Below are 21,886 nucleotides of genomic sequence, written 5' to 3'. Positions count from 1 at the left end.
TCATACTCTCTAGAGTAAGAAGGAAATTTGTCTATAACAGTCCATTTCTTCATAAGACACTGGCTATTTCATAAACAATTTCGATTCCAGATTGCTTCAAAAGCACTTCGTCGCCTTCCATTTTACCAACCAGTGTCAGCCCTACTGGGCTAGATGGGGTAACCAAAAAGACACTTTTACCATCGCCTAGCTCAACACTTAAGCCTCCCGCACAAGCAGAAAGATAAAACCATTTGCTATTTTTCTGTTGCGCATTGACCTCGATCAGGCCCACTAGCGCCCCTGTTTTTATCTCATCGTCTTCACCGAAGAACACCGCCTTGTGATTCGAAAAGCTTAAAAAATCCTTTTCACACTCCAACACTCTTTGTGACTGCCCATGGGCAAGATAGGACGCCTCCAATCCGAAGGTATCGTATTTATTTTCCGCCACACTCTCTTCACTGGTCGCCGCGTCGTAAGCTTGGTTCGCGGCCCATTTCGCGGTCTCAAAGCGTTTTTCAAGAGCGCTTATTATGGCTTCATACACGGTTACTTTGTTCATTTCGTCTCACAACAACTAGGGGTACGACACATTATTAATCACGCTCTTTTATCAAGAAATTGGTGCAATGAATAAGCAAGATACAAGGAAGCCTCACGGCAAGGCATTTTCTCAATTGACAAAGTCAACCAATAAAACTATAGTGATAATCGTTCTCATATAAGAAGCGAGTCACTTTTATGCCAAGCAACCTTGATGAATCACTGCACAGACTTATCCATTGCTATAAGTCCCAGGTCAAACGCACCATCAGTGACTCTCATTTGGATCTTCATATTGGTCACATAAGAGCATTGAAATGCATACGCAACATTCCCAAATGCAGTGCTCAGGTGATCTCACAAAGAATGAATTTAGATAAATCGCAAGTGGCGCGAATTATAAAAGAACTGCTTAGCAAAGGTCACATAGAAAAACACCCTAACCCCGATAACCATAGAAGCCAATTATTGCTTCTCACACAGTCAGGGCAAAGCGTCATAGACACCATGATCACGCTCGATAGCACCACATCGGCAAAAATGACCCATGGGTTGAGCGAACAAGAGATCAAAGACTTCAAACACTACGCAGAAATCATGATTAGAAATTTATGCGAATAATACATTATATTCAGGAGAAACTTATGAGCAGACCACAACCAAGAGAGCTCGTTGTTATCAACACCACTCTAGTAACACCGCACATGCTAAGAGTTACCTTAGGTGGCGAAAACATGAACACCATGCCGGAAAATCAAGAAAGCGGATACGTAAAACTTATTTTCCCTAGCGAAAGCGGCCGCCTAATGCGCACTTACACCATACGCAAACAACGCGCGGACGAGATCGACATCGACTTCATGCTTCATGAGGATTCAGGTCCAGCGTCTTCATGGGCAAAAAACGCCAAAGCGGGTGACCGCATTCTTATTGGCGGACCTGGCCCTAAAAAAATGATCGAAGAGTCAGCCCAATGGCAGCTTTTGATCGGCGATATGACCGCCCTACCGGCCATCAGCGTCAATCTTGAAACGCTACCGGCCGACGCAAAAGGCTATGCGGTAATCGAAGTGGTGTCTGAAGCCGACATTCAAACGCTTAAACACCCAGCAGGCATTGAGATTAAATGGGTTATCAATGCTCAGCCAGGCAGTAACGAACAAGCCTTGCTAGAAGAAGTGAAAGCATTGGAATGGCTATCCGACGACGTGTCCATATGGGCCGCGTGCGAATTTGGCAGCATTAAAGCACTGCGTCGCTTCTTTAAAGAAGAGAAAAAGGTCGAAAAGAGCAACCTTTATATCTCAAGCTACTGGAAACAAGGCAGCAACGAAGATCAGCACAAAGCCGTTAAACGCGCTGAGGCCGAAGTGGCATAAGCTCTAAAAAAAACAAAATAAAAAGCCAGCGATGAAGCTGGCTTTTTTTGACTCTGCAACAATGATAAGAAATTACAAGCGCACTTGCTCAATAATCAAATCAATTACATTGTCTACTTTTGTTTCAACGATTTCTGTATCGGCAATGCTGGTATCAGCAACCAATAAAGTCACACCCGTTTCGCGAATCAAGGCCGCTTCAGCAGCCGTGGCATTGGCTTTTGCTAATGCTACAACACCTTGACGCAACAATAATCGCTCTACGGATTCAGCTTGCGCCAATACTTCAGCAGACAAGGCGATAACCGCAGGCTTTTGACCAAGACGAGCGGCGCGGTCTTCTGCACTAACAATCGTGTCTTCATCTAAATCGGCAACCGCTTGCTCAACCATACCAGCACCAACGGTCACGTTGGTTAGACGGTCAATCACAATAAGAGCACCAGTAAAACGGCTGTTTGTGTATTCATCAAACGCGACTGGCGCATCAAATTGAATCACACAATCACCAATGCCATTGAGCTCAAGCGCTGAAATGTCACTGGTTTCCAAAGTATTCACATCAACACGGTGATTAAAGTGATGCACTTTACCCGGTACTGTTTGCGTACCCAGTTTAAAGTCATACAACTTACCAGGCACCAATGGCTGATCGGCCATCCACACAACAGATGCGCGTAGCGCCGAAGCGATTAACGGCTCTTGGTCTAGGTGAGACAGCATGTCGCCACGACTGATATCAATTTCGTCTTCTAGGGTAATGGTCACCGCCTGCCCGGCTTTCGCAGACTCAAGGTTGCCATCGTAAGTCACAATCTCGGCGACTTTCGATTTTTTACCAGAAGGCAAAGCAACGACTTCATCACCTGGCTTAACCACACCAGCCGCTATGGTTCCTGAGAAACCACGGAAATCTAGGTTTGGACGGTTCACATACTGCACTGGCAAACGGAAAGAATCACGCTTCACGTCACGGTTAATTTGCACGGTTTCCAAAATCGCCATCAATGGCTTACCTTGGTACCAAGGCGTGCTTTCAGAGGCGTTAACCACGTTATCGCCTTGCAATGCAGACATTGGGACGAAATGAATGTCCGCAGGCTTACGATCGCCTAGTTGCTCAACAAACGCTAAGTAGTCAGCTTGGATTTCTTTGTATTTCTCTTCCGAGAAATCCACCAAATCCATTTTGTTTATTGCCACAACAACGTGCTTAATACCCAATAACGCAGCAATATAAGAATGACGGCGAGTTTGTGTTTGCACACCGTAACGAGCATCGATCAAAATAATGGCTAAGTCACAAGTGGACGCGCCGGTTGCCATATTACGCGTGTATTGCTCGTGTCCTGGTGTGTCCGCAATGATGAACTTACGTTTTTCAGTAGAGAAATAACGGTACGCCACATCAATGGTAATACCCTGCTCGCGCTCCGCTTGCAGACCATCCACCAAAAGCGCCAAATCTACGCCTTCGCCTTGGGTACCCGATTTTTTACTGTCACGTTTTACCGCCTCTAAATGATCTTCATAAATCAATTTAGAATCATGCAGCAAACGGCCGATAAGTGTACTTTTACCATCGTCTACGTTGCCACAAGTAAGCAAACGCAGTAGGTCTTTTTCTTCATGTTGTTTCAAATAGCCAAGTATGTCTTGGCTGATCAATTCTGACTGGTGAGACATTCGTTACTCCAAACTTTCTTTACTTCAAACTTAGAAGTAGCCCTGTTTCTTTTTCTCTTCCATAGACCCAGCGGAGTCATGGTCGATCATTCTGCCTTGGCGCTCTGAACTCGTGGTGAGCAACATTTCCTGGATGATTTCAGGCAATGTGTCGGCTTCAGACTCCACCGCACCGGTAAGCGGGTAACAGCCAAGCGTACGGAAACGAACAGACTTCATTTCAGGCGTTTCGCCATTTAACGGCATACGATCATCATCAACCATGATCAAGGTGCCATCACGCTCAACAACAGGACGTTTAGCAGAGAAGTAAAGAGGAACAATAGGAATACTTTCTAAATAGATGTATTGCCAGATGTCCAGTTCCGTCCAGTTAGACAATGGGAAAACACGGATGCTTTCGCCTTTATTGACTTTGCCGTTATAGATATTCCATAACTCTGGACGTTGGTTTTTAGGGTCCCAACGGTGTTGCTTGTCACGGAAAGAGTACACGCGCTCTTTGGCACGAGACTTCTCTTCGTCACGACGTGCACCACCGAAGGCCGCATCGAAACCGTATTTGTCTAACGCTTGTTTTAGACCTTGGGTTTTCATCACATCGGTGTGCGTCGCACTACCATGGGTGAATGGCCCAATGCCTTGATCAATCCCTTCTTGATTTTGATGAACAATCAGTTCCAAACCTAGCTTGGCAACCAATTCATCACGGAAGGTGATCATTTCTTTGAATTTCCAACCTGTGTCCACATGCATCAGTGGAAACGGTGGTTTACCAGGATAGAATGCTTTCATGGCAAGGTGCAGCATCACGGCTGAGTCTTTACCAATGGAATAAAGCATTACTGGATTGTCAAATTCAGCAGCGACTTCACGAATAATGTGAATGCTTTCAGCTTCTAGCTGTTTTAGGTGAGTCAGTCTTGCCTCTGTCATAATTTCCCATCTCTGTTATAAGGCTTGAGCATTTTTTTCACTATAACATGCCTTTCTGTTATAAAAACCCTCATAACTAGACCATGTTGATATATAGATATTAAAAAAGGCTCATAAGCTGAGCCTTTATAGAAATCCAACACGACCTCTTTAAAAACAGAGCTTGAGGCTATGCGTTTGGTAGGTTTCTCATTATCAAACCATATTCAAGACCTTCAGGTCTGACAGAGAGCGGGATACGGACCACATGCCCCGAACCTGGCGCCACCTCTGTCCGCTCCCCTTGCTTATTTTCCATTGCTTGAAGCTCGATCAGCTGACTGCCCGACGGCGTCATCAACTCTAAGGTGTCACCACTTTTAAAACGATTTTTTACATCGACTGTTAACCATCCATCATGCCAATCCAGCATTTCTCCAACAAACTGCTGCTGCGTTGAGATCGATTTTCCATGCTGATAATTCTGATATTGGTCGTGCACATGACGACGGTAAAACCCTTCCGTATAACCTCGATGCGCCAGACCTTCCAACTTGTCCATTAAGCCCATGTCGAAGGCTTTGCCGTAGTGTACGTCGTCAATTGCTTGGCGGTATAACTGAGCCGTACGAGCGGCGTAGAAATGCGATTTAGTCCGACCTTCAATCTTTAGGGAATGCACCCCCATTTCGATCAATTTCTCAACGTGCTGGATCGCCCGCAGATCTCGACTGTTCATAATGTAAGTGCCATGCTCGTCTTCAAAGGCTGGCATAAACTCCCCTTCTCGACCTTGTTCGCGCAATAACACCACGTCATCAAACGGCTTACCAACCCCCAATGTGGTTTGCTCTTTAGGGTCAAAAACGTGCGCCCCTAAATGACTGCCATCGGCTGGCACTATGTCGCCGCTTACGTCTTCTTTGGCGGCCTTAACATCGTACTGCCAGCGACAAGAGTTGGTGCAGGAGCCTTGGTTCGGGTCCCGTCGATTAAAATACCCTGACAACAAACAACGCCCAGAATAAGCAATGCATAAGGAGCCATGCACAAAGGTTTCTATCTCCATGTCTGGCACCATGGTGCGGATGTCGCCGATTTCCTCTAGTGACAATTCTCGAGAAAGAATCACGCGACTCAAGCCATAGTTGTGCCAGAATTTGACCGTCGCCCAATTCACTGCGTTAGCTTGCACCGACAAATGTATCGGCATGTCAGGAAACTTTTCTTTAACCAGCATCATCATGCCAGGATCCGACATGATCAGCGCATCTGGCCCCATCTCAATCACGGGCTCAATGTCTTTAAGGTAGGTTTTTATTTTGGCGTTATGCGGCGCGATATTACTCGCCACATAGAGTTTTTTGCCCTGCTGATGCGCTTCTTCAATACCGATGGCCAAGTTCGCCATATCAAAATCGTTATTGCGCACACGCAAGCTATAGCGTGGCTGGCCGGCGTAAACCGCATCGGAACCATAGGCAAAGGCGTAGCGCATATTTTTAAGCGTGCCCGCAGGGGAAAGTAATTCGGTCATAAGGTCATTAGTCTTGATTGGAATGAATGCGCGCATTCTACCCAAACTCTTCTATGACGCTATTTGGAGACACAAAAAAGGCCGAACGAGTCGGCCTTTCCATGATTTACATCAAATTAATTCGCTTCTGAACTCAACTGCTGCTGCAGTAAAAGCTGATTGATTTGTTTATTCAAGCGCAACACCTGAGTGTTCATCTGAGAGCGGAAAGCATCAATGGCGTTAATCGCATCTTGCTGATTACTTAACGTGCGTTTCATGTCAGCCAGCTCTTCATTGCTCGCGCCATTAGGCTTGTTGGCCAATGCCGTCAGTTTCTTCTCTAGGGAATCTATGTCTTGTGACGCTTGATCAAGGCTCAACGCTTGCGCCTCATCCTTGCCTTTTTGCGACGCCACCTCTTTCTCTAAGCCAGTCAACTTAGTCGACACAGACGGCCAGTCTTTGGTGATCGGTTTTACGGCCTTATCAAGGTCTGCAACCGAGCGAATGAGCTTATTGTAATTTGCTTCTAGTTCATTAAACGCATCGCTTTGGATTGCCACTCTTTGGGTTTGAGTCGACACCGCGTCGTTCATGATAGACAGCTTTTTCTGCATGGCTTCAATGGCATCCGTATGAGCAGACAAGGTTTTACGATTGGTATCGTAAGCCACTGCCCACAGCTTGCGGATCTCACTGTCATGATTTTTTAAGGTTTGCTCAACCGTCTCACCTTGCTTATTCGCAGACACATCGGCCGCTAAAAACTGATGATCCAGGTTTTCAATTTGACCTTTCGCATTCGACAGTTCATTGCGCAGCTGCATGTTTTGCTGCCACAACCAATAACCGGCACCCGCCGCGGCGGCAAGGATCAAAATAAGCAGAATATACACACCCACTAAACTCGGTTTTTTATAGCTCGTTGCCCCAGCCGATGCGCTAACGGCTCTGGCTGGCGGTGGGTTCAAGCGACGCTTAGGTGTGCTGGATGTTGCCCTTCTATCGCTGACCTCATCTTGGTCTAGCTTCAGGCTTGGGATGTCAACGTTCTCGTCTCTAGGCATGGAAATCTTATTTCTTCGCTATCAATAAAAATTATGGAATTAATAACCATACAAACTTAATGAATATTATATTCGAAAGTTCAATGATACTATATAAGCACCATTAACTGCTTGATAACAAGCATTTTTCGTTAATATAAAGCAAGGAGAATTGAAATGGCTTTTGAATTACCCGCTCTTCCTTATGCTAAAGATGCACTAGAGCCGCACATGTCTGTAGAGACACTTGAGTATCACTACGGAAAGCACCACAACACGTACGTAGTTAAGCTTAATGGCTTGGTTCCTGGTACTGAATACGAAAACAAATCTCTAGAAGAGATCATCACTTCCGCGCCAGCGGGCGGTGTTTTCAATAACGCAGCGCAAATCTGGAACCACACTTTCTTCTGGAACAGCCTTAGCCCAAATGGTGGCGGTGAGCCAACTGGCGCACTTGCTGATGCCATCAACGCAAAATGGGGCTCTTTCGCTCAGTTCCAAGAAGCGTTCAATGACAAAGCAGTCAACAACTTCGGCTCTAGCTGGACTTGGTTAGTAAAAACAGCTGACGGTTCTCTAGACATAGTTAACACTAGCAACGCAGGCACTCCAATGACTGACGGCCTAACCGCTATCATCACTGTAGACTTGTGGGAACACGCTTACTACATCGACTACCGCAACGTTCGTCCTGATTACCTTAAAGGATTCTGGGCATTGGCTAACTGGGAATTTGCAGCAGCAAACTTCGCAGCCTAAGCCACACTAAGCAATGCAGTCAAAAAACGCGGCCTTGGCCGCGTTTTTATTGTCTACAGGAAATCGATTCGCAGCCTCTTAAGAGCCGAGCTCGGCTTTTACCGCCAATTTGGCCTGAATAAACTCGGAATGTGGCATAAAAAGCAGCTCACTGATTCGACGGATACGATGATCTTCATAGGCATCCACAACACCATCGGCAAACGCCACTCGCCATAAACCTTTTACCAGTTCGATTTTCTGCTCAACGCTCGCCGTCTCATTAATGACCTTAGTGAATTGGTAAAAATCATTCGCCTCGGCAATGCCCGCTTTCGCCTCTTCATAGACCTCTTCAACGCTGTCGCCGAGATCGGTCGCCTCACGTAAAAATCGCTTTACCTGCTGCACTTCATTTTCATCAATCGTGTCATCTGCCATCACAACCTCCATCATCAAAGCCGCTACGGCTCTTTGATAACTGATTTGCTCTTCAGGCTCTGCCGATACTTGAAAAAGACTTTTTAACACGTGAAACATGCACTCTCCAAACGATGGTTTTGTATAGACTGACGGAGCTCATCGACTAATACATTGGGAAATTGACGGTAATCCAAATAGGGACACCAAATACGATTATTGGTTACAAAGGCAATATGACGTTCTCCACAAACGAGCGCCTCATCAGGCACAGGCACTTGCCCACGAACCTCATTACCGACAAAAAACACCTTGCCGGTTAGCTTATCGGTATGCCCTGTCGAAAACACGATGGCGACATTGTTCGTCAGCATCTCGTCTCGCCATTGGCGCCACAGATCAAGCTCAGGGGCGGTCAGTTTGGCGATAATAGTAACAATTTTTCGCCAGTGATTGCCATTTAGCGCAATCAGTGCAGGCACACAGCCAAGCTGTTGCTCATCCTTTGATGCCGGCATGATAGGCGGATTTGGCAAAACAAAGACGTACTCTGCTTGCCGAGGGCATACCCCCATCATCGGCTGTGACGACACATTTTTTTCCATTAAGGTAGACACTCTCTCAAACCTTTTGTGCTTATTAGTGTATATAGATGCATTCTAGCAGACTTAGGATATCCAAGTAATTTTGGTCAAGAGTGTGCAGCAACAAGGCATTCTCATGCCCACGAGTCATTGATTAACACCAAATAACACACAAACATTAGAAAATGCTAATGTTTGTGTTACTCTATATTAGACAATACTGATGTTACTGGAGCCAGTTATGACCTCTTTCTATAATCCCTTATTCGGCGGCCTTCTCATTGGCCTCGCTGCGGCGATTTACCTAATCACAACGGGTAAGGTGCTGGGCATTAGCGGTATGCTTGCGCAATCCTTATTTAAGGCCAACAAAACGCTGCCTTTGATTTTTTTGCTGGGTTTAATCATCGGCGGCAGCGCCTATGGTGTATTCACCCAGCAAACCGTCCCATTCCCAGACATACGAAGCCCATGGCTGATGATTGTTTCTGGATTGCTTGTGGGTTATGGCACCCGCCTAGGAAATGGCTGCACCAGTGGTCATGGTGTATGTGGCCTCGCCAGACTCTCGCCTCGCTCTATGGTGGCGACCGCCATTTTCATTTCCACTGCCATCATAACCGTGGCACTTACTCACTAAGGAGATCATCATGATATTTTTCATCACACTGCTTTGCGGTTTACTTTTTGGTTTTGGTCTCGCACTGTCGGAAATGACCAACCCTGCCGTGGTGATTGGCTTCTTGGATATTTTTGGCAACTGGAACCCTTCTTTGATCATTGTAATGGCCGCTGCGGTCGCCGTGAGCATGATTGGCTATCTGATCAGCAAAAAACAAATCAAACCTCTGCTCACCGATCTCTGGTCGCTTCCCACAGCCAAAATAATTGACAGCAAATTGATCCTCGGTAGCGCCCTTTTTGGTATCGGTTGGGGACTCAGCGGCTATTGCCCAGGGCCTGGCTTAACCGCACTCATCAACAACCCAGCAGAAGGTCTGTATTTTGTTATCGCATTGATTGCAGGCAGCGCCTTGTATCAATTTCAACCAACCAAATAAAGCCCTATCAGGACAAGACGATTCGCTTCTTTTTAAAAGGGAATTTTTCATTGTAAAAAACATAAAAAATACTTGACGCTAACCCTTTAGGGTTTTAAATTGCGCCCGCGTCATTTGCTGAACATAATCCGCACCGCTTCAACTGCTGCGCTAGTCGCTTAAGGCCCTCGAGCCGGATAAGTAACAGCCATAAGTAGGATGGGGGGAGGTAAAGACGTTTCATCACTTTAATCCGGTTTATGTTTAGCCAAAAAGGAACCTAATTCCATGACGATCGACGTCCATTCTTTCTACTCTCCAGAACGTTTCGCCCGCTTCAAAGCTTTTGCTGAAACAAAAGAAACCCCTTTTGTTGTGATCGACACAGCCATGATTGATGAAGCCTACACTGAAATTACAACAGGCTTCCCTGTGGCCGATATTTTTTACGCCATTAAAGCCAACCCAGCGCCAGAAATTCTGACTTTATTGCGTGACCGCGGCTCAAATTTTGATGTGGCGTCTCGTTACGAGCTAGACAAACTGCTTGCCATTGGCGGCGTGTCGCCTGAGCGTGTTAGCTACGGCAACACCATTAAAAAAGCACAGGACGTTCGCTACTTTTACGAAAAAGGCGTACGTATGTTTGCTACAGATTCAGAAGCTGACCTACGTAATATTGCTAAAGCCGCACCTGGCTCTCGGGTCTATGTGCGCATTTTAACAGAAGGCACTGTTACTGCTGACTGGCCACTATCGCGTAAATTCGGCTGTCGACCAGATATGGCAATGGACTTGTTGGTATTGGCGAAAGAACTTGGCCTGATTCCATACGGCATATCTTTCCATGTAGGCTCTCAGCAGCGTGACATTGGTGCTTGGGATGCGGCGATTGCCAGTGTGAAGGTGATTTTTGAACGCCTAAAAGAAGAAGATGGTATTGAGCTTGAAATGATCAATATGGGCGGTGGTTTTCCTGCCAATTACATCACTCGCACCAACGAATTGTCGACTTACGCGGAAGAGATCTCGCGCTTTTTAGAAGAAGACTTTGGCGACGATTTGCCACGCATCATTCTTGAACCAGGCCGCTCTTTGATTTCGAACGCGGGTATTTTGGTCAGCGAAGTTGTGTTGATTGCACGCAAGTCCAACACAGCACTAAACCGCTGGGTATACACGGATGTGGGTAAATTCTCAGGCCTTATTGAAACACTGGATGAGTCCATTAAATACCCTATCCATGTTGATAAGAAAGGCGAGTTGGAAGAAGTGATCATTGCCGGTCCTACGTGCGACAGTGCCGACATCATGTATGAGAACTACAAATACGGCTTGCCATTGAATCTGGCCATTGGCGACCGCATGTACTGGCTATCAACAGGCGCCTACACCACCACTTACAGTGCTGTGGAATTCAACGGCTTTCCGCCGCTGGCGTCTTACTACTTATAATCTTCGTTCGCTTACTTTCCAGTAAGCCATCGTTAAAACACAGCGCCTCGCTGGGACCATCCAGCGAGGCTTTTTATTGCGCCTCACCATTAAATAACCATAAGCCGGTTGCAGCCATCGAGAAGTTAAGGATAATTGCCTTATCTATATAAGGAGAACACCTTGTCTTATTTTGTTAGCGACCTCTGCATTTACCCAATAAAGTCCATTAAAGGCATCTCCCTAACCACCAGCCAAGTAAATCTAGATGGCTTATTAGGCGACCGACGCTACATGATCACCAAGCCAAACGGTGATTTTTTGACGGGCAGAGAGTACCCTACGCTCACGTTATTAACGGCATTGCCATTGGGCGAAGATCGCTGGCAGTTAACCCATCCTAATGCAGAATCCCCTTTAGATCTTGATCCCAGCACCTTTAAAGAAGATTACCAAGAGGTGATCATTTGGGAGAACCCAGTAGCCGGACAATCTTGCTCCGAACAAGCAAACCAGTGGTTCAGCAAAATCCTCAACGACGAGGTAGCCCTGGTGTACTTTGGTGACCAATCCTCCCGCGTCACCAGTCGTCGACCTGACAAACCGGTTGCTTTTGCCGATGGCTACCCATTTTTGCTGACCACCAAAGCCTCACTCGACGAACTCAATAAAAGCTGTCCAGAAGACATCCAAATGGCGCAATTTCGCCCTAACATTGTGGTCGATGGCGACCTTCCTTTTGCCGAAGACAGCTGGAAACGCATTAAGATTGGCGACGTCATATTTGAGAACGTCAAACCTTGTGAGCGCTGCATTTTCACCACCATCAACCCAGATACGGGCGAACGCAGCAGAAAAGGCGAACCGATGAAAACCCTTGGGAAATTCCGTCTTGTGAAAAAAGAAGGCGTGCTGTTTGGGATCAACCTGATTGCTGAAAATAGCGGCACTATTCAGCAAGGAGACCGCGTAGAAATTTTAGAATATCAAGACGCGCCAGTGCTGGATGACAGGCGCATCAAGTCCTCTAAGCAGTAAGTCTCGATCAATAGACATAAAAAAAGGGAAGCCAACACTGGCTTCCCTTTTTATTTGCAATCAAAAAGCGATGATTAAGCTTCTTGTTTTGCCAAGTATTCGTCGTAAGTACCGTGGAAGTCAACGATGCCTTCACTGGTTACTTCCATAATACGGGTTGCCAAAGAAGAGACAAACTCGCGGTCATGACTGACAAAAATCAAGGTGCCTGGGTAGTTTTCAAGCGCCAAGTTCAAAGACTCGATGGATTCCATGTCCATGTGGTTAGTCGGCTCATCCATTACCAATACGTTGGGCTTTTGCAGCATCAACTTACCGAATAACATACGACCTTGCTCACCACCAGATAAGACCTTAATAGACTTTTTGATGTCATTTTGCGAGAACAACAAACGCCCTAAAGTGCCACGAATAACTTGCTCATCGTCGCCTTCTTGACCCCACTGCCCCATCCACTCGATCAAATCAACGTCTTTCTCAAATTCATGAGCGTGATCTTGAGCGTAGTAACCAATATTGGCATTTTCAGACCATTTCACAGTACCGCTCGTTAGCTCTGTATCGCCAACCAAACATTTCAACAAGGTGGTTTTACCGATACCGTTTGGCCCGATCACCGCAATGCGCTCGCCCACTTCCACCATCATGTTCAAGCCGCTGAACAATTGCTCATCGTAAGACTTGGACAATTTTTCCACTTGAACCGCCATACGGTGCAATTTCTTTTCTTGCTCAAAGCGAATAAATGGGTTTTGTCGGCTAGATGGCTTAACGTCTTCCAGCTGGATTTTATCAATTTGCTTCGCACGAGAGGTTGCTTGTTTGGATTTTGACGCGTTCGCAGAAAAGCGACTTACGAACGATTTCAGCTCGTTAATTTGTGCTTTTTTCTTCGCATTGTCAGACAACAGACGCTCACGAGCTTGTGTCGCCGCGGTCATGTACTCATCGTAGTTACCAGAGAAAAGGCGCAACTCACCGTAGTCCAAGTCAGCCATGTTAGTACACACGGAGTTCAAGAAGTGACGGTCATGGGAAATAATGATCATGGTGCAATTACGCTCAACCAAAACCCCTTCCAACCAACGAATGGTGTTGATGTCCAAGTTGTTGGTAGGCTCGTCCAATAACAATATTTCAGGATCAGAGAACAAGGCTTGCGCCAACAATACACGCAGTTTTAAACCTGGAGCCACTTCACTCATTAGGCCGTAATGCTGTTCCGTTGGGATACCAACGCCTAACAACAATTCTCCGGCACGAGCGTCAGCCGTGTAACCGTCCATTTCTGCAAATTCTGCTTCAAGGTCGCCAGCACGAAGGCCGTCTTCCTCAGTCATCTCAGGGTTCGCGTAGATCGCGTCTTTTTCTGCCTTAACAGCCCACAATTCAGTGTGCCCCATGATCACAGTATCGATCACAGAATATTCTTCGTAAGCAAATTGGTCCTGTTTCAACTTACCAAGACGCTCATTTGGATCTTTGGATACGTTGCCGGAACTTGGCTCTAGATCACCGCCAAGGATTTTCATGAAAGTGGATTTACCACATCCATTTGCACCGATTAAACCGTAGCGTTTGCCTTCTGCAAATTTTACGGAGACATTTTCAAACAAAGGTTTGGCACCAAATTGCATGGTGATATTGGCCGTTATTAACAAGGTAATCTTCCACTTTTCATGACGTAAATTTAGGCGCTTATTATCAGCTGCCCTTGATGGCGCGTATTATCGCACAAATACCTCTCACTCTTTAAGCCACAAAATCATTATTGCGCGTAATAAAGCAAAGTAAAGTGACAGCGCCTCTGTTTGGCACAGAGAATAGATTGTATTTTTGAACGCTTGGTTACATATTCGCTCTAATGGTTACCAGAGAAAACAAAACACCCCTTTTCTTGAAAGAGGCGTCTACTTCACACTGTACCGTAAGCAAAACAGCTTAAGAATATCGCACAACAACCGATAATAAAGATAACCAACATCGGCGGGAGAACATAATGCGTACCGTCCAAGCATATGAAACAGAATTTGACATTTCACCCAAACGGCTTAAAGAAGGCTCTATTTTCGGCGCACTGTCAGAAGACGCCATACAATACCTTCTAGATAACGGCCTTATTCACGCTGCCCAAAAAGGCGATGAAATTTTCCACTACAACGACAAAGGAGAGAGTTTTTACGCTGTCCTTCACGGCAGCCTAGACTTCTTCAAACAACACCAACACAAAGTATTACACACGCGTGACGTGGAATTTGGCGAAGCGATTGGTTTCGTCTCTATGGTGGCTCTTCATGGACGAGTGGGCACCGCCTACGCCAAAGAAGACAGCTTATTACTTGAAGTAACCAGCACCCTCTTCAGTGATTTCCATGACACTTACCCTTTCGATTTTGGAATACTATTGATGAATTTGGCCAGAGACATGGCGCGAAATATTAGAGAGCTCAGTAACGCACTGGTAGAGCATGAAGTTGGCGCGCACCTATGACATCTGCATCATTAAGACAGTCACCAGGGCGGATCATAAGGCAATGAAAGAAGCGTGATTTAAGCTTGCATTGAAAGGGAATGGCATTAAAAACGAATGGCACTGAAAGAAGTTCATCAGCCTTCAGCAACGGCTGAAGCAAAAAGGTAAAAAAACTGAATCTACATTAAGCGAGCCACAGATTGATCTTTTCAACCTGTGGCCAAACAACACTATTTCTCAGCGGCAACCACGGAAATCTCCACTAACAACTCCGCTCTGGCCATACGCGCTTCAACACAGGCGCGTGCTGGAGCATGACCTTCTGGCACCCAAGCATCCCAAACAGCGTTCATGGCAGCAAAGTCTTTCATATCACGAATGTAGATAGTCGCAGACAAGATATGCTCTTTATCAGACCCTGCTTGCGCCAACAGATTTTCCACTTTATCGAGCATGGTCGCCGTTTGCTCAGTAATATCAGTATTGGCATCCGCCCCAACTTGACCACAAAGGTAAATGGTTCCTTGATGCTTAACAATGCGACTCATGCGCTGGGCAGTTTCCATACGTGTAATAGACATAAACAAATTCCTCTAATGATTGCTTAACGGGTGAATGGGGACAATCTTAACAAATAAAAAATAGAGAATCCCACTTAAAAACAACCAAGATACAAAATATGATATGGCTGTTTTTTAGAATTCCAGTCCTTTCTGTGCCTTTATGCCGCGCTTAAAAGCATGTTTCACTTCTTTTATCTCGCTCACCGTGTCGGCTAACTCAACCAGTGATTCCGACGCTCCTCTGCCAGTTACCACAAGATGCTGAGTGTCTGGTCGATTCATCAACGCCTCCAACACCACACCCTCTTCAAGGTATTCGTAGTGCAACAAATAGGTCAATTCATCCAACACAACCAAATCAAAAGCAGGGTCTGCCAACATGGCTGCCGCTTGCTGCCATGCTTCATTAGACGATGCGATATCCGCCTCACGGTTTTGCGTTTCCCAAGTAAAACCCGACGGCATAATCTCCCACTGAACGTTCGGCTGCGCTTTAAAAAAGTCTATCTCGCCCGTGTTCCATTCGCCTTTTAAAAACTGCACCACCCCCACTTTCATACCGTGACCCAAGGCGCGCGCCACCATACCAAGCGCCGAGCTGGATTTGCCCTTGCCATTGCCGGTCAGCAACACAAAAGTCCCCTTGTCTTCTTGCGCTTTAGCAATGCGTTTATCAACGTGCTTTTTGATTGCTTGCATGCGCAATTGATGCTGTTCTGGATCTTTAATGGTTTTTGCCATCGTGTTCTCCATTCACTGTTAGAAAGTCATTATTGACACGGATTTTCTAGACACTGGCTGCTAAAAAACACCTTCTAGAAAGTAAAAAAACCTTACCTACGACCAAGCATAGATAAGGTTTAACCGATTCACTCGATGTTTTTTTAGATACGATCGTCTTCTGGATCGTAACCAAGGTTTGGTGATAACCAGCGCTCGGCATCGTCTTTTGACATGCCTTTACGAGCCGCGTAATCATCCACCTGATCTGGACCTATTTTGCCCACACCAAAATAGGTGCTGTCTGGATGCGCAAAATACCAGCCACTTACCGCAGCGGTCGGTAACATAGCGAAGCTTTCTGTAATTTCCATATCAATTTTATCTTTGACATCCAACAACGACCAAAGCTTAGCTTTCTCAGTATGATCCGGGCACGCAGGATACCCTGGCGCAGGACGCATCCCTTGATATTTCTCTTTGATCAACTCTTGATTGGTTAACGTCTCTTCTGCGGCATACCCCCAGAACTCTTTACGCACTCTTTCATGGAGGTATTCGGCCGTCGCTTCTGCAAGACGATCCGCCACCGCTTTAATCATAATAGAGTTGTAATCGTCATGGTCTGCCTCGTAGGCTGCAACCAAAGGATCAATACCAAAGCCTGCGGCACAAGCAAATGCGCCCATATAATCCGCGACACCACTGTCTTTAGGCGCCACAAAATCCGCCAAGCTGTGATTGTATTTACCCGGCGCAGTCAGCTCATTTTGAATGCGTAAGAAAGACAGGCGTTCAATGACTTCGGTGCGAGTTTCATCCGCGTAAATTTCAATGTCATCATGATTCACTTGGTTTGCCGGGAACAAGCCCACCACAGCTCGCGCTTTTAAGCTCTTTGTGGCGATCACTTCTTCGAGCATTTCCAGCGCATCGTGATAGACACGAGTCGCTTCTACACCAACCACCTCATCCGTTAGGATGCGCGGATAAGCGCCCGCCAATTCCCATGTTTGAAAAAATGGCGTCCAATCGATGTAATCCTTAACCACATTCAAATCAATGTCATTTTCCGTTAACACAGTAATGCCAAGCTTACTTGGTTTAACGATATTATTTTCAAACACCAGCGGCGCTTTATTAAGACGCGCCTTGTCCAAGGACACACGACGACCCGCTTTAGCGCGATCTTTATAGCGGATACGTGTTTTCTCATAATCCAGCTTGATCTCATCAACAAATTTCTGACGACGCTCCGTATCTTTACTCAGTAAAGCACTGGCCACACCGACACTACGAGACGCATTGGTTACGTGTACAACTTGGTTGTTCTTGTAGTTTTGCTCAATTTTTACCGCGGTATGGGCTTTAGAAGTGGTCGCCCCACCAATCATCACAGGCAAAGTAAAACCTTGGCGCTGCATTTCTTTTGCCACGTGCACCATTTCATCCAAAGATGGGGTAATCAAACCGGACAGACCGATCATGTCAGCCCCTTCTTCTTTGGCGGTACGCAGGATTTTCTCAGCCGGTACCATAACGCCCAAGTCGATCACTTCAAAGTTATTACATTGCAACACCACACCCACGATGTTTTTACCGATATCGTGCACATCGCCTTTCACTGTGGCCATCACAATTTTGCCATTACTAGAAGACGCCGTGTCCATGTTGCGGGCTTTTTCTTCTTCGATATAAGGCATCAAATACGCCACCGCTTTTTTCATTACGCGAGCGGATTTCACCACTTGCGGCAAGAACATTTTGCCGGAGCCAAACAAGTCACCAACAATGCCCATACCGTCCATTAATGGGCCTTCAATCACCTCTAATGGTCGATCAAACGCCAAGCGAGCTTCTTCTGTGTCTTCGTCTATAAACTCTGTGATGCCTTTTACCAAAGCATGACTTAAGCGCGCAGAAACGGGCAAACCGCGCCATTCTTGGGTTTCTTTTTCAGCCACTTCACCGGTGCCGGCAAACTCTCCCGCCATCGCCAACAAATTGTCGGTCGCATCCGGTGTTCTGTTTAGTACCGCATCTTCAACCGCATCGCGCAGTTTTAGAGGAATGTCTTCATACAAGGCCAATTGACCGGCATTGACAATCCCCATGGTCATGCCTTGCTTAATCGCATGGTACAAAAAGACCGCGTGAATCGCTTCACGAACAGGGTTATTACCACGAAACGAAAAAGACACATTCGACACACCGCCAGAGACTTTCGCATAAGGCAATTCACGAGTAATGTCGCCAGTCGCTTCAATAAAGTCCAACGCATAACGGTTGTGTTCTTCAATCCCGGTCGCAATGGCAAAGATATTAGGGTCAAAAATAATGTCTTCTGGTGGGAAGCCAACTTCGTCCACCAAAATCTTGTAAGAACGACGACAAATATCAATCTTACGCTGGCGAGTGTCCGCTTGGCCGGTCTCATCGAACGCCATCACAATCACAGCCGCGCCGTATTTCATTAGCTTGCGCGCCTGCTCTCTAAAGTTGTCTTCCCCTTCTTTCATGCTGATGGAGTTAACCACCCCTTTGCCTTGAACCCACTTAAGGCCGGCTTCAAGAATCTCCCATTTAGAAGAGTCCAGCATGATTGGTACACGAGAGATATCCGGCTCTGAGGCGATGAGCTTCAAGAAACGCTCCATCGCTGCCTGAGAATCCAACATGCCTTCATCCATGTTGATGTCGATGATCTGCGCGCCGTTTTCCACTTGCTGACGCGCCACATCCAGGGCGGTGTCGAAATCCCCTTCTTTGATCAGGCGCTTAAACATTGCCGAACCTGTGACATTGGTTCGCTCGCCCACGTTCACAAACAAACTGTCGCCATCGATATTAAATGGCTCCAAGCCAGATAAGCGACACGCTTTTTCAATCGTCGGAATCACCCGTGGTGTAGACTGCTCGAACGCCTTCGCAAACGCTTCAATATGGCTCGGTCCGGTGCCACAGCAACCACCAATAATGTTAATAAAACCGGAGTCGACCCAACCTTTGATCTCATCAAGCATTTCTTCTGGTGTTTCATCGTACTCACCAAAGGCATTAGGCAAGCCCGCGTTTGGATGCGCAGAAACATGGGTGTCAGCAATTCTAGACAGTTCGTCTATGTATTGGCGTAAATCTTTTGGCCCCAACGCACAGTTCAGCCCCACAGAAATCGGCTTGGCGTGAGAAATAGAGTTCCAGAAAGCCTCTGTTGTTTGACCTGACAAGGTACGACCCGATGCATCGGTAATGGTGCCCGAAATCATAATCGGGTAGCGCACTCCGGTTTTTTCGAAATAATCCAACACCGCGTAAATGGCGGCCTTGGCGTTCAAAGTATCGAAAATGGTTTCGATCAGAATGATGTCCACGCCACCCTTGATCAGACCATCTACCGCCACCGTGTAAGCGTCGACAAGTTCATCAAAATGGATATTACGAAAGCCTGGATCATTCACATCTGGCGAAATTGTACAGGTACGACTGGTTGGTCCAACCGCCCCCGCCACAAAACGTGGCTTATCAGGGTTTTGCTGAGTGAATTCATCCGCGGCTTCGCGTGCTAGGCGTGCGGATTCAAAATTAAGCTCATAACTCAGCGCCTCCATGTGGTAATCCAGCATGGAGATATAATTGGCATTGAAGGTATTGGTTTCTATGATGTCCGCGCCCGCAGTAAGATAGGCACAGTAGATGTCTTTAATGATCTTTGGTTGCGTTAATGACAGTAAATCATTATTCCCTTTGACATCGCTTTCCCAATCCTCAAAGCGCGCACCACGATAATCTTTTTCTTCCAATTGATACGATTGGATCATGGTTCCCATGGCACCATCGAGAATAAGCACATTTTCTGCTAAACGCTTCTCTATAATGGAATACGATTTGGACTTTACCACTGTCATTACCTCAATAAAAATATGCACAGTCACTATACTCAAATACCAGCACACTGGTGTTGAAAAATAGTAATGAGAAGTTGAATGATCTAAGGATGAAGCAAGCCGCCAGATTTGGCGGCCACTTACTAAAAAGAAAGGGGGTTAGCTGTTTTTGTCTTTGCGGTTAACACGACCGACTAAAAAGCCCCCCAACAAGCCAACTAAAATAGCCATTCCCCAATAACCGTATTTATCCAACAAGTTGTTATTGGTTAACGCCAAGGTGTCACTGTCTCGATAGATTTGTCTCATAATTCGCTGACCTTGATAATTCATCTGCTGAGAAATAAACAGATTCAAGGTGGCTTTTGGTCGTTCATTTAAGCCATTTACCCGCCAGCGCCATTGCAGCTGGCCATTTTGTATCACGGCTTCGGCTTCGCTCGCACTCACCATTTGTATTGCACTGTCCGTCACCAATTCGGCCACATAGGTCTGCCCTGCTACAGGCTTGTCTACCGTGGCCGTCACCAAAATCTCAAACGTATTATGCAATGACATCTCGTTAGGGATTTGCCATCTTACATTGCTTAAACCGGAATCAATCTGTGCTTGTAAGGCGTTCACTTCTGCTTGAAAAGGAATCAAACCATTCACTTGAGATTCCAGCGCTACCCGTTGGCTTTCACTGTTCTTGGCTCGTAGTTCAATCGCATCCAAGCGTTGTTGCAGTGTCGCTTGCTGCGCTTTTGACTGAGCCAAAGAGTCCGCCAGCCTAGCCTGTTCTTGCTGCTGATTGACCAGCATTGATCGGCTTTTTGCCAGTTGCCTGTCGGCGGCCAAATTTAATTTACTCAGTGTCGATAAACGCGCTTCTAACGCCTTTAGTTTGGCTTTATCAGCAGCGCCCTTCTGCAATGAAGCTTCAAGTCCCGCCATCTCGTCTTGATAATCGGCAATCAAGGTTTTCTGAGCCTCGATAACACCGCTTAACTTAATAATATCACTGTGCAACTGCCCCGTATCTCGGCTATCCAGGGACGCTTGATCAACGGACGATGTGGTGCCTTTTTGCAAGCCATCTATCGTCTCTCTTTGTGAATGCACTTTCGTCCATAAGATTTGGTTTTGCGATCTTGCCGCAGCGATCTGCTCCGCCAGACGACGATTTTCTTGTTGCAAAAACGCCAATGATTGCTGATTGGTTTGATTTTCGTTGCTCAGCGCGGCGTATTTTTCTTGCAAGACAGCTTGTTTTTTAATCAACGACTGGTAGGCCTGATTCAGCGCATAATGCTCTGAATCCAGAGTTTGAAAGCTGTTATTCAAATCCAGAAAATGTTGACTAGAGGAAGCAAAAACGGACTCAGAGGACGAATCCATTTGCTGTGCTTTGCGCTTGCTTTCCAAGGCTTTTATTTGGTCAACAAGGTGATCATTTTCTACTTTTAATTCAGCGTACTGAGATTCTAGACTGTTACGTAAACGCCTTTCTTTTGCCAATGCCAACAAAGATTCGGCGTCTGCCTCACCCGACTCCAGCAAAGCAATGGCGCTGTCTTTTTTATCAAGCGCGGTATGAAGGTCCACTAACTGGGCATCATTATTTGCCAACGCTTTTTTTAGCGCCGCAATTGCTTGTTGGTTGTCCCTGTTTGTCTCAGCAAGCTTGCTACGATATTCAGCGAGGTCAGCGGTGGTCGCCTCTCCTTCGATCTGTTTGGCGCCTTGATCTTGGGATGTAGAAGTCGTTGTCGTAGTGCATGCTGACGCCATTAACCCTAAAGCAACAGGAATTAAAATAGTCATGCGCGTTGTCATTATCCGCTCCTTAATAAACCCAAGGTCAACAATAAGTTAGATCACTTATGCCAGATTTCAAGGTGGAATGCAAAAAAGGCGTCAAGTTCGTGTTTTTATTT

General features: G+C 46.3%; 20 protein-coding genes. 8 read left to right on the top strand and 12 right to left on the bottom strand.

Going from position 1 to position 21,886, the window contains the following annotated elements:
- Nucleotides 1-49 precede the first annotated feature (49 nt).
- Nucleotides 50-544, bottom strand: a complete 495-nt coding sequence (locus ACIGBN_RS06455; protein ID WP_396664338.1) for a transcription elongation factor GreAB — start codon at nt 542-544, stop codon at nt 50-52.
- A 179-nt stretch (nt 545-723) separates the two neighbouring features.
- Here ACIGBN_RS06455 and ACIGBN_RS06450 point away from each other — a divergent pair, with 179 nt between their 5' ends.
- Both ACIGBN_RS06450 and ACIGBN_RS06445 read left to right on the top strand, forming a co-directional pair.
- Nucleotides 724-1,146, top strand: a complete 423-nt coding sequence (locus tag ACIGBN_RS06450; RefSeq protein ID WP_341564868.1) for a MarR family winged helix-turn-helix transcriptional regulator — start codon at nt 724-726, stop codon at nt 1,144-1,146.
- Between the two features lie 23 nt (nt 1,147-1,169).
- Nucleotides 1,170-1,904, top strand: coding sequence for a siderophore-interacting protein (locus ACIGBN_RS06445; protein ID WP_396664336.1), 735 nt, complete (start codon nt 1,170-1,172; stop codon nt 1,902-1,904).
- Nucleotides 1,905-1,976: 72 nt separating this feature from the next.
- On the opposite strand, the gene cysN is transcribed toward ACIGBN_RS06445, so the two are convergent.
- The 4 genes from cysN to ACIGBN_RS06425 all read right to left on the bottom strand — a co-directional run bounded on the left by cysN (nt 1,977) and on the right by ACIGBN_RS06425 (nt 7,091).
- Nucleotides 1,977-3,590 carry a sulfate adenylyltransferase subunit CysN gene (cysN, locus tag ACIGBN_RS06440; protein ID WP_133004024.1) on the bottom strand — a complete coding sequence of 538 codons (1,614 nt, stop codon included), beginning with the start codon at nt 3,588-3,590 and terminating at the stop codon, nt 1,977-1,979.
- Nucleotides 3,591-3,620: 30 nt separating this feature from the next.
- Nucleotides 3,621-4,526 carry a sulfate adenylyltransferase subunit CysD gene (gene cysD / locus ACIGBN_RS06435; RefSeq protein WP_133004025.1) on the bottom strand — a complete coding sequence of 302 codons (906 nt, stop codon included), beginning with the start codon at nt 4,524-4,526 and terminating at the stop codon, nt 3,621-3,623.
- Between the two features lie 169 nt (nt 4,527-4,695).
- The gene (gene yegQ / locus ACIGBN_RS06430) at nt 4,696-6,042 is read right to left on the bottom strand and encodes a tRNA 5-hydroxyuridine modification protein YegQ (protein ID WP_396664334.1); all 1,347 of its coding nucleotides are present in this window, start codon (nt 6,040-6,042) and stop codon (nt 4,696-4,698) included.
- Between the two features lie 116 nt (nt 6,043-6,158).
- Entirely contained in the window at nt 6,159-7,091 is a 933-nt protein-coding gene (locus ACIGBN_RS06425) for a hypothetical protein (RefSeq protein WP_133004027.1), read from the bottom strand.
- 156 nt (nt 7,092-7,247) lie between these two features.
- On the opposite strand from ACIGBN_RS06425, the gene ACIGBN_RS06420 reads away from it, so the two are divergent.
- Nucleotides 7,248-7,832, top strand: coding sequence for a superoxide dismutase (locus tag ACIGBN_RS06420; RefSeq protein WP_115896324.1), 585 nt, complete (start codon nt 7,248-7,250; stop codon nt 7,830-7,832).
- A gap of 78 nt (nt 7,833-7,910) precedes the next feature.
- On the opposite strand, the gene ACIGBN_RS06415 is transcribed toward ACIGBN_RS06420, so the two are convergent.
- Complete coding sequence (locus ACIGBN_RS06415; protein ID WP_133004028.1) at nt 7,911-8,351, bottom strand: TerB family tellurite resistance protein; 441 nt, start codon at nt 8,349-8,351, stop codon at nt 7,911-7,913.
- The gene (locus ACIGBN_RS06410; RefSeq protein ID WP_396664331.1) at nt 8,336-8,848 is read right to left on the bottom strand and encodes a DUF6942 family protein; all 513 of its coding nucleotides are present in this window, start codon (nt 8,846-8,848) and stop codon (nt 8,336-8,338) included. The genes ACIGBN_RS06415 and ACIGBN_RS06410 overlap by 16 nt, the downstream gene beginning before the upstream one ends.
- 208 nt (nt 8,849-9,056) lie before the next feature.
- Here ACIGBN_RS06410 and ACIGBN_RS06405 point away from each other — a divergent pair, with 208 nt between their 5' ends.
- The 4 genes from ACIGBN_RS06405 to ACIGBN_RS06390 all read left to right on the top strand — a co-directional run bounded on the left by ACIGBN_RS06405 (nt 9,057) and on the right by ACIGBN_RS06390 (nt 12,327).
- Nucleotides 9,057-9,455, top strand: coding sequence for a YeeE/YedE family protein (locus ACIGBN_RS06405; protein WP_133004030.1), 399 nt, complete (start codon nt 9,057-9,059; stop codon nt 9,453-9,455).
- Between the two features lie 10 nt (nt 9,456-9,465).
- The gene (locus tag ACIGBN_RS06400) at nt 9,466-9,876 is read left to right on the top strand and encodes a DUF6691 family protein (protein WP_133004031.1); all 411 of its coding nucleotides are present in this window, start codon (nt 9,466-9,468) and stop codon (nt 9,874-9,876) included.
- Between the two features lie 267 nt (nt 9,877-10,143).
- Nucleotides 10,144-11,310 (top strand): type III PLP-dependent enzyme, encoded by a 1,167-nt coding sequence (locus ACIGBN_RS06395; RefSeq protein ID WP_396664328.1) that lies wholly within the window; start codon nt 10,144-10,146, stop codon nt 11,308-11,310.
- 162 nt (nt 11,311-11,472) lie between these two features.
- Entirely contained in the window at nt 11,473-12,327 is an 855-nt protein-coding gene (locus tag ACIGBN_RS06390; RefSeq protein ID WP_396664326.1) for an MOSC domain-containing protein, read from the top strand.
- Between the two features lie 74 nt (nt 12,328-12,401).
- Here the strand turns inward: ACIGBN_RS06390 and ACIGBN_RS06385 are convergent, their stop codons facing one another.
- Nucleotides 12,402-13,988: an ABC-F family ATPase gene (locus ACIGBN_RS06385; protein ID WP_396664324.1), complete on the bottom strand. Its 1,587-nt coding sequence runs from the start codon at nt 13,986-13,988 to the stop codon at nt 12,402-12,404.
- A gap of 338 nt (nt 13,989-14,326) precedes the next feature.
- Here ACIGBN_RS06385 and ACIGBN_RS06380 point away from each other — a divergent pair, with 338 nt between their 5' ends.
- Nucleotides 14,327-14,818 (top strand): Crp/Fnr family transcriptional regulator, encoded by a 492-nt coding sequence (locus ACIGBN_RS06380; RefSeq protein WP_133004035.1) that lies wholly within the window; start codon nt 14,327-14,329, stop codon nt 14,816-14,818.
- Between the two features lie 212 nt (nt 14,819-15,030).
- Here the strand turns inward: ACIGBN_RS06380 and ACIGBN_RS06375 are convergent, their stop codons facing one another.
- The 4 genes from ACIGBN_RS06375 to ACIGBN_RS06360 form a co-directional block, all read right to left on the bottom strand.
- A complete protein-coding gene (locus tag ACIGBN_RS06375) occupies nt 15,031-15,381 on the bottom strand; it encodes a RidA family protein (RefSeq protein ID WP_133004036.1) in 351 nt (116 codons plus the stop codon).
- Nucleotides 15,382-15,495: 114 nt separating this feature from the next.
- Entirely contained in the window at nt 15,496-16,104 is a 609-nt protein-coding gene (cobO, locus tag ACIGBN_RS06370) for a cob(I)yrinic acid a,c-diamide adenosyltransferase (protein ID WP_133004037.1), read from the bottom strand.
- 143 nt (nt 16,105-16,247) lie between these two features.
- The gene (metH, locus tag ACIGBN_RS06365; protein ID WP_396664800.1) at nt 16,248-19,988 is read right to left on the bottom strand and encodes a methionine synthase; all 3,741 of its coding nucleotides are present in this window, start codon (nt 19,986-19,988) and stop codon (nt 16,248-16,250) included.
- A gap of 138 nt (nt 19,989-20,126) precedes the next feature.
- Nucleotides 20,127-21,785 carry a hypothetical protein gene (locus ACIGBN_RS06360; protein WP_396664322.1) on the bottom strand — a complete coding sequence of 553 codons (1,659 nt, stop codon included), beginning with the start codon at nt 21,783-21,785 and terminating at the stop codon, nt 20,127-20,129.
- Between the last annotated feature and the right edge of the window lie 101 nt (nt 21,786-21,886).

The sequence above is a fragment of the Marinomonas sp. NPDC078689 genome, assembly GCF_044542435.1.
Lineage (GTDB): Bacteria > Pseudomonadota > Gammaproteobacteria > Pseudomonadales > Marinomonadaceae > Marinomonas > Marinomonas arenicola.
This window is presented reverse-complemented; position numbering and strand designations above follow the sequence as displayed.